The following is a 7,167-nucleotide window of genomic DNA, read 5'->3' on the forward strand; positions in this document are numbered from 1 at the left end:
GGCTTGCTGGTGGCGGCGTCTGGGGATGTTTTTGATTGATTGCCGGCAGGGTGTTGCCAAGGAACAGGCCTTTAGCCGTTTATGCGCATGTAAAACAATGTGGCGATGAAATGACCACGGCGTATTTTAGAGGATTCTATGAAAATTATCGTTACCGGCGGCGCCGGGTTTATTGGCTCGGCCGTTGCACGCCATATTATCAATGATACCGCTGATCACATTTTGGTGCTGGATAGCCTGACCTATGCCGGCAACCTCGAATCCCTGGCGCCGATCGCCGATAGCGATCGTTACTCCTTCGAGCAGGTCGATATCTGCGACCGTCAGGCGTTGGATCGCGTATTTGCCGCCTTCCAGCCTGATGCGGTGATGCACCTGGCCGCCGAAAGCCACGTCGATCGTTCTATTGACGGCCCGGCCGCCTTTATCGAAACCAACATCGTCGGCACTTACACCTTACTGGAGGCAGCCCGCCAGTATTGGCACGCCCTGGACGCCGAGCGCAAGCAGGCCTTCCGCTTCCATCACATCTCCACCGACGAAGTGTATGGCGATCTGCACGGCACCGACGATCTGTTTACCGAAACCACGCCGTATGCGCCAAGCAGCCCGTATTCCGCCTCCAAAGCCGCCAGCGATCACTTGGTGCGCGCCTGGTTGCGCACCTATGGTTTACCGACCGTCGTCACCAACTGTTCGAACAACTACGGCCCTTACCATTTCCCGGAAAAGCTGATCCCGTTGACGATCCTGAACGCGTTGGAAGGCAAGCCGCTGCCGGTATACGGCAACGGCGCCCAGGTGCGCGACTGGTTGTATGTCGAGGACCACGCGCGAGCGCTGTATAAGGTGGTCACAGAAGGCGAGGTGGGCGAAACCTATAACATCGGCGGCCACAACGAACGCAAAAATATCGAAGTGGTGCAAACCATTTGCGCGCTGTTGGATGAGTTGGTGCCGAACAAACCAGGCGACATCGCGCATTATGCGGATCTCCTCACCTTTGTCACCGATCGCCCTGGGCACGATATGCGCTATGCGATCGACGCCGCCAAAATCGATGCGGAGTTGGGGTGGAAGCCGCAAGAGACCTTTGAAAGCGGCATTCGCAAAACCGTGGAATGGTATCTGGCGAACGAGACCTGGTGGCGCCGGGTGAAAGACGGTTCCTATGCCGGCGAACGTCTGGGTTTGACCCGTTAATCGATTTTTAAGGAAGAAGCATGAAAGGCATTGTTTTAGCGGGTGGTTCCGGCACACGTCTCTACCCCATCACGCGCGGCGTTTCCAAGCAGCTGTTGCCGATTTACGATAAGCCGATGGTTTATTATCCGATCTCCGTGCTGATGCTGGCCGGGATCCGGGATATTCTGATCATCTCCATCCCGGAAGATATGCCCTCCTTCAAGCGCTTGCTGGGCGACGGCAGCCGTTTCGGCATCAATCTGAGTTATGAAATCCAGCCGAGTCCGGACGGCCTGGCGCAGGCCTTCCTCATTGGCGAAGCGTTCATCGGCGGCGACAGCTGCGCGCTGGTGCTCGGCGACAACATTCACTTCGGCCAGGGCTTCGGCAACAAGCTGGAGTCGGTGGTGAAGCGCAGCGAAGGAGCAACCGTCTTCGGCTATCAGGTGATGGATCCTGAACGTTTCGGCGTGGTGGAGTTCGACGATAACTTCCGCGCGTTGTCGCTGGAAGAAAAACCGGCCGTGCCGAAATCCAACTGGGCGGTCACCGGGCTTTATTTCTATGACCATCACGTGGTCGAGATGGCCAAGCAGGTGAAACCGTCGGCGCGCGGCGAGCTGGAAATCACCACTCTGAATCAGATGTATCTGGAGCGCGGTACGCTGAACGTCGAGCTGCTGGGGCGCGGTTTTGCCTGGCTGGATACCGGCACGCATGACAGTCTGATCGAAGCGTCACAGTTTATACACACTATCGAGAAGCGTCAGGGTTTCAAGGTCGCTTGTCTGGAAGAGATCGCCTACCGAAAAGGCTGGTTGACGCGCGAGCAGCTCGCCGCCGAAGCCAAGCTGCTTGGCAAAACGCTGTATGGTCAGTATCTGTCGCAGCTGATCGCGGAAAAGTAACTTCGGTGCGGCCTGCCGCGCTTCGAATATCCGGAGCGCGGCGAGGCGCTGGACGAACCTGCATGCATATAGAGCGGATATGAGCACTGTACATATTTGTCCTCTGGATAAATTTATCCCTTCATTCATTGAATTTGTGAATGAGAAATTCGACTCCGACGATCACACCTTTTGGGTTTACGGCGATAAGGCGCGTTTCGCTTTGCCGCCGGCGGACAATGTTCACTATCTCGGGGCGGAGCTGTTCGGCAACGTCAAGCCGACGCTACAGCTGATGAAGGCCATTCAACGCCACGACCGGGTGATTCTGCACAGTTTCCACGGCATCAAGATGGCGCTGTTGCTGCTGTTGACCCCATGGGTATTAAAGAAATGCTATTGGTTCATGTGGGGGGGCGATCTCTACCAATACCAAATCGGCAAGCGCAACCTCAAATGGCGCCTGACGGAGCTTCTCCGCCGCCCGGTCATCAAGCGTATGGGCAACTTTGTCACTTACATCAAGGGCGATTACGAGCTGGCTAAAAAGTGGTACGGCTGCGCCGGCCGGTGGCATGAGTGCCTGCTGTATACCAGCAACGTATACAAGAAAAACGTCATCGACGAACGTGCGGCGGGCACGGACGGTAAAATCACCATTTTGCTGGGTAATTCCGCCGATCCGACCAATAATCATTTTTCCGCGTTCGACGTTTTGGAAACGTATAAAAACGAGAATATCGAGCTCGTCGTGCCGCTCTCCTACGGCAATAAACGCTATGCGGCGGAAGTCGTGGCCGAAGGCACGCGGCGCTTTGGCGAGAAGTTTGTCCCGTTGACCGACTTCATGCCTTTCCAGCATTACCTGGCGTTGCTGGGGAAAGTGGATATTGCGGTGTTCAACCATCATCGCCAGCAGGCGATGGGCAACACCATTTCCCTGCTGGGGCTGAAAAAAACGGTGTTCTTGAATCCGGGCACCACGCAGTGGGACTTCTTTCAAGAAAAAGGCATCCAGGTGTTGGATCTTCAAACGTTTTCGCTACGCAGCTTGAGCGCGGTGGAAAAGCATGACAACGAGCAAAAAATCGAAGCCTATTTCTCCGCTGAGAACCTGACCGCGCAGTTAAAGGCCGTCTTTACTTCCTGATGCCGTATGGCTTATCGCCCCGGCATGCATTCAGAATCGACAACAAGGGATAACATGATACCGTTCAACAAACCACCGGTAACCGGCAACGAAATTCAATATATCAATGCGGCGTTGGAGAATGGGAAACTGTCGGGCGACGGCCCGTTCGGCAAACAGTGCCAGCAATGGTTTGAAAACAAGCTGGGGTGCAAACACGCGCTGTTGACTCCGTCTTGCACCGCCGCGCTGGAGATCGCCGCGCTGCTGGTCGATATCCAGCCGGGCGACGAAGTTATCATGCCAAGCTATACCTTCGTCAGCACCGCCAACGCCTTTGTGCTGCGCGGCGCAAAAATCAAATTCGTCGATATCCATCCTGAAACCATGAATATGGATGCAGCGCTGGTGGCGGCGGCGATTACCGATAAGACCAAAGCCATCGTGCCCGTGCATTACGCCGGCGTCTCCTGCGATATGGATGCGATCATGCGCCTGGCCGACCAACATAACCTGCTGGTGGTCGAAGACGCCGCGCAGGGCGTCATGAGCAAATACAAAGGCGATTTCGTCGGCGTTAAAGGCCATCTGGCGGCTTTCAGCTTCCATGAAACCAAAAACTACACCAGCGGCGGTGAAGGCGGCGCACTGGTAATCAATGACGAACGCTTTATCAAACGCGCCGAAATTCTGCGTGAGAAGGGCACCGACCGCAGCCAGTTCCTGCGCGGCCAGGTGGACAAATATACCTGGGTCGATTTCGGCAGCAGCTTCCTGCCGGGTGAACTGCAGTCGGCTTGCCTGTGGGGGCAGTTGGAGCTGGCCGATGAGATCAACGATAACCGCCTGGCGACCTGGCACAAGTACTATGCGAGCTTCGCGTCGCTGGCGGAGAAAGGGCTGCTGACGTTGCCGACCATCCCGGCGGACTGTGAACATAACGCACATATGTTCTATGTGAAGCTGAAGGATATCGAGCAAAGAACGCAGTTCATCGCTCATCTGAAAGCCTGTGGCGTCATGGCGGTGTTCCATTATATTCCGCTGCACTCGGCGCCGGCGGGCAAGGTCTTCGGCACCTTCATCGGCGAAGACAACTACACCACCCGCGAAAGCGAGAGGCTGGTTCGCTTGCCGCTGTTCTACAACATGAGCGATGCCGATCTGAATAAAGTCATTGAAAGCGTAGTGAGGTTTTTTGAGTGAACGCCCGCAAGATCCTGGCGTTCGCCATCGGGCCCATCGGTAATGCCGCACTGGGGTTGTTGACCCTGCCGGTGATTACCTGGCTGTTTTCGGCGGACGACGTTGGCCGAATCAGCATGCTGAACGTGGCCGTGTCTTTCTGCGTGCTGTTTTTCAGTTTGGGGCTCGATCAGGCTTACGTTCGGGAATACCACGGCGAATCCGACCGCGGGCAGTTGTTGAAGAATGTCGCTTTCCCCGGCTTGGTGATGATCGTCATCATCAGCGCGGTGTTCCTGCTGTTCCCCGGCAGTTTGTCCGCGTTGCTGTTCGAACAGAAAGACACGGCGATAAGCTGGCTAGTCATGCTGATTCTGTTGGCTTCGTTCATCAACCGTTTCCTGTCCCTGATTCTCAGGATGCAGGAGAAAGGAATGGCGTTTTCACTCAGCCAACTGATGCCCAAACTGATGACGCTGATCGTCATCGGCCTGTGCTATGTCCTGTATACCCAGCATACGCTGATGCAGCTGGTGGTGGCGAACGCCGTCGGTTTTATCGCGGTGTCGCTGATGCTGATGTGGTCTTCTCGGGCGGATTGGCTCGCCGCGCTGCGCAGTTCGCTGGACGCCGGCAAGCTGAAAGCGATGCTCAAGTTCGGCTATCCGCTGATTTTGGGCGGGCTGGCGTTTTGGGGACTAACCACCATCGATCGGATGTTCGTGCGGGCCTATTCCGGCTTTGAACAGCTGGCGATATTCTCGGTGGCGGTCAGCTTCGCCGGCGTGGCGAGTATCCTGCAAAGCGTGTTTTCCACCGTTTGGGCGCCGATGGTGTACAAGCTGGCGGAGTCCAACGAGGGCGGCGAGCTGCAGATGATCAACAAGGTCACGCAGTGCATGCTGATCGCCGTGGTCTGCCTGTTCAGCCTGGGTGGGCTCTTTTCCTGGTTGGTTGACTTTGTCTTGCCCGCTAACTACGTGAATGTGAAATACATTCTGGTTGCGAGCCTGGGCTTCCCTTTGTTGTTCACGCTGTCGGAAACGACGGCGGTCGGCATCGGCCTGAGCAGAAAGACCGGTTACAGCATGCTGGCTTCCTTGATCGCGTTGATTATCAACGTGGCGGCCAACGCATTGCTGGTGCCTCGTTTCGGCGCCGGTGGCGCGGCGGTCAGCACCTGTCTGGCCTTCTGGGCATTCCTGATCCTGAGAACGGAGTTCTCGATTATCAGCTGGAAGGCCATGCCGCGTTTTGAAATGTATTTCTTCACTTTCCTGTGTCTGGCGGGGGCGTCGGTTTCCGCGCTGGCGGGTGAAAAAATGAAATACGAGCTGTTTGTCTATTGGGGCGTCCTGCTGGCCGTGGTGCTGGTGAGGAACCTGCGGTTCCTTAAATCGTTCGCCAAAAGATAACGTTTTCGGTCAGGCAACCCGTCGCGGGTTGCCGCCGTTTTTACTTCCCCATCCAACGCTATCCGATGGCGTTCACTTCTCCAGGCTTAACGCAGCCGCTCCCGAATCTCCTCCTCCGGCAGATCCACGCCGATAAACACCAGCGTACTCTTGCGTTCTTCCTCTGGCAGCCATTCCCGATCCCAGTCGGCGTTATACAGCCGCTGCACGCCCTGGAACAGCAGGCGGCGCGGCTCGTCTTCGATAGACAGAATGCCTTTGTAGCGCAGCAGGTTGTCGGCGTATTCCAGCAGCAGGCCTTCCATCACGTCGGAGATTTGCATCAGCGGCAGCGGCCGCTCTAGCGTCACGACAATTGAGCGGATGTCGCTCTGCGGCTGCGGGATGCGGCGGAACAGCGGGGCGGGTGGCGTCAGGTTGAGCTTGTCGTTTAGCGTAAAGCCTTCGATGTCGAACAGCACGCTCAGATCGATGTCGCCGTGCGTCACCTTGTAGACCGGCGCGCGGGCGTTCATCCGCTGCAGCCGCTGGGTCAGCGCCTCGCAGTCCGGCGCCACGTCGGTTTTGGTCAGCAGGATGCGGTCGGCGTAGCCCACCTGCGCCTGGGCGATGCTGAACTGGCTCAACTGCTGGTCGGCGTGCGCCGCGTCCACCAGGGTGATGATGCCGTCCAGCAGGAAGCGCTCGCACAGGATCTCGTGCGAGAAAAAGGTCTGGGTAATCGGGCCGGGATCGGCCATGCCGGTGCATTCGATGATCAGCCGATCGAACGCCAACTGGCCGCTGTCGACGCCGTCCAGCAGATCCAGCAGCGCGTCCGCCAGTTCGTTGGACTTGCTGCAGCAGATGCAGCCGTTGCTTAACGTGGTGATGCGGCTGGCGCGATCGCCGATCAGCGCGTCGTCGATCGGCACTTCGCCGAACTCGTTCTCGATGACCGCGATTTTATAGCCGTGTTCGGCGTTCAGGATGTGGCGCAGCAGGGTGGTTTTGCCGGCGCCCAAAAAGCCGGTCAGGATGGTGACTGCAATGGGTTTCATACGGGTCCTTGTGACTGCGGGTTAACAGCAGCGCATGCCGCCTTTGCCGTCGCCGCCGTAGCGCGCTTGCTGGCGCTCGCGGAAAAATTCTTTATAGGTCATCACCGGCTTGTCCGGGTGGTTGTCTTTCATGTGCTGGACGTAGGTATCGTAGTCAGGCACGCCCACCAACATGCGCGCCGCCTGCCCGAGGTACTTCCCCGCCTGGCCGAGATTTCCGAACATAGTTTCTTACTCCCAAATACCCTGCTTACCCTTCGTCTTTCGAACCGCAGCGGTGTTGGCTGCACTCCCGAACCCCAGTCACTTACTTGAGTAAGCTCCTG

General features: G+C 57.0%; 7 protein-coding genes. 5 read left to right on the forward strand and 2 right to left on the reverse strand.

The features are described 5' to 3' along the window. Positions 1 to 138 precede the first annotated feature (138 nt). From rffG to FUU19_RS02425, 5 genes are all read left to right on the forward strand, one after another. Positions 139 to 1,203: a dTDP-glucose 4,6-dehydratase gene (gene rffG / locus FUU19_RS02405; protein ID WP_202670115.1), complete on the forward strand. Its 1,065-nt coding sequence runs from the start codon at positions 139 to 141 to the stop codon at positions 1,201 to 1,203. A 20-nt stretch (positions 1,204 to 1,223) separates the two neighbouring features. Continuing rightward, on the forward strand, positions 1,224 to 2,093 hold the full coding sequence (gene rfbA, locus FUU19_RS02410; protein WP_230489543.1) for a glucose-1-phosphate thymidylyltransferase RfbA: 870 nt from the start codon (positions 1,224 to 1,226) through the stop codon (positions 2,091 to 2,093). 136 nt (positions 2,094 to 2,229) lie between these two features. Then, on the forward strand, positions 2,230 to 3,222 hold the full coding sequence (locus tag FUU19_RS02415) for a TDP-N-acetylfucosamine:lipid II N-acetylfucosaminyltransferase family protein (protein WP_230507068.1): 993 nt from the start codon (positions 2,230 to 2,232) through the stop codon (positions 3,220 to 3,222). Positions 3,223 to 3,276: 54 nt separating this feature from the next. Further along, positions 3,277 to 4,407, forward strand: a complete 1,131-nt coding sequence (rffA, locus tag FUU19_RS02420; protein ID WP_202670113.1) for a dTDP-4-amino-4,6-dideoxygalactose transaminase — start codon at positions 3,277 to 3,279, stop codon at positions 4,405 to 4,407. Next, positions 4,404 to 5,801, forward strand: a complete 1,398-nt coding sequence (locus tag FUU19_RS02425) for a lipopolysaccharide biosynthesis protein (RefSeq protein WP_202670112.1) — start codon at positions 4,404 to 4,406, stop codon at positions 5,799 to 5,801. The genes rffA and FUU19_RS02425 overlap by 4 nt, the downstream gene beginning before the upstream one ends. 86 nt (positions 5,802 to 5,887) lie before the next feature. Here FUU19_RS02425 and yjiA read toward each other — a convergent pair whose 3' ends face one another. Further along, complete coding sequence (gene yjiA, locus FUU19_RS02430) at positions 5,888 to 6,841, reverse strand: GTPase (RefSeq protein ID WP_202670111.1); 954 nt, start codon at positions 6,839 to 6,841, stop codon at positions 5,888 to 5,890. Between the two features lie 21 nt (positions 6,842 to 6,862). Next, positions 6,863 to 7,066, reverse strand: coding sequence for a YbdD/YjiX family protein (locus tag FUU19_RS02435; RefSeq protein ID WP_004953088.1), 204 nt, complete (start codon positions 7,064 to 7,066; stop codon positions 6,863 to 6,865). Positions 7,067 to 7,167 lie beyond the last annotated feature (101 nt).

This window comes from Serratia montpellierensis, assembly GCF_020858655.1.
In the GTDB taxonomy this organism is placed as follows: Bacteria; Pseudomonadota; Gammaproteobacteria; order Enterobacterales; family Enterobacteriaceae; genus Serratia; species Serratia montpellierensis.

What these genes read in the sequence shown, in the direction of transcription:
- FUU19_RS02435 (WP_004953088.1), bottom strand. Translation starts at nt 7,066, where the DNA reads ATGTTCGGAAATCTCGGCCAGGCGGGGAAGTACCTCGGGCAGGCGGCG.
- rffG (WP_202670115.1), top strand. Translation starts at nt 139, where the DNA reads ATGAAAATTATCGTTACCGGCGGCGCCGGGTTTATTGGCTCGGCCGTT.
- yjiA (WP_202670111.1), bottom strand. Translation starts at nt 6,841, where the DNA reads ATGAAACCCATTGCAGTCACCATCCTGACCGGCTTTTTGGGCGCCGGC.
- rfbA (WP_230489543.1), top strand. Translation starts at nt 1,224, where the DNA reads ATGAAAGGCATTGTTTTAGCGGGTGGTTCCGGCACACGTCTCTACCCC.
- rffA (WP_202670113.1), top strand. Translation starts at nt 3,277, where the DNA reads ATGATACCGTTCAACAAACCACCGGTAACCGGCAACGAAATTCAATAT.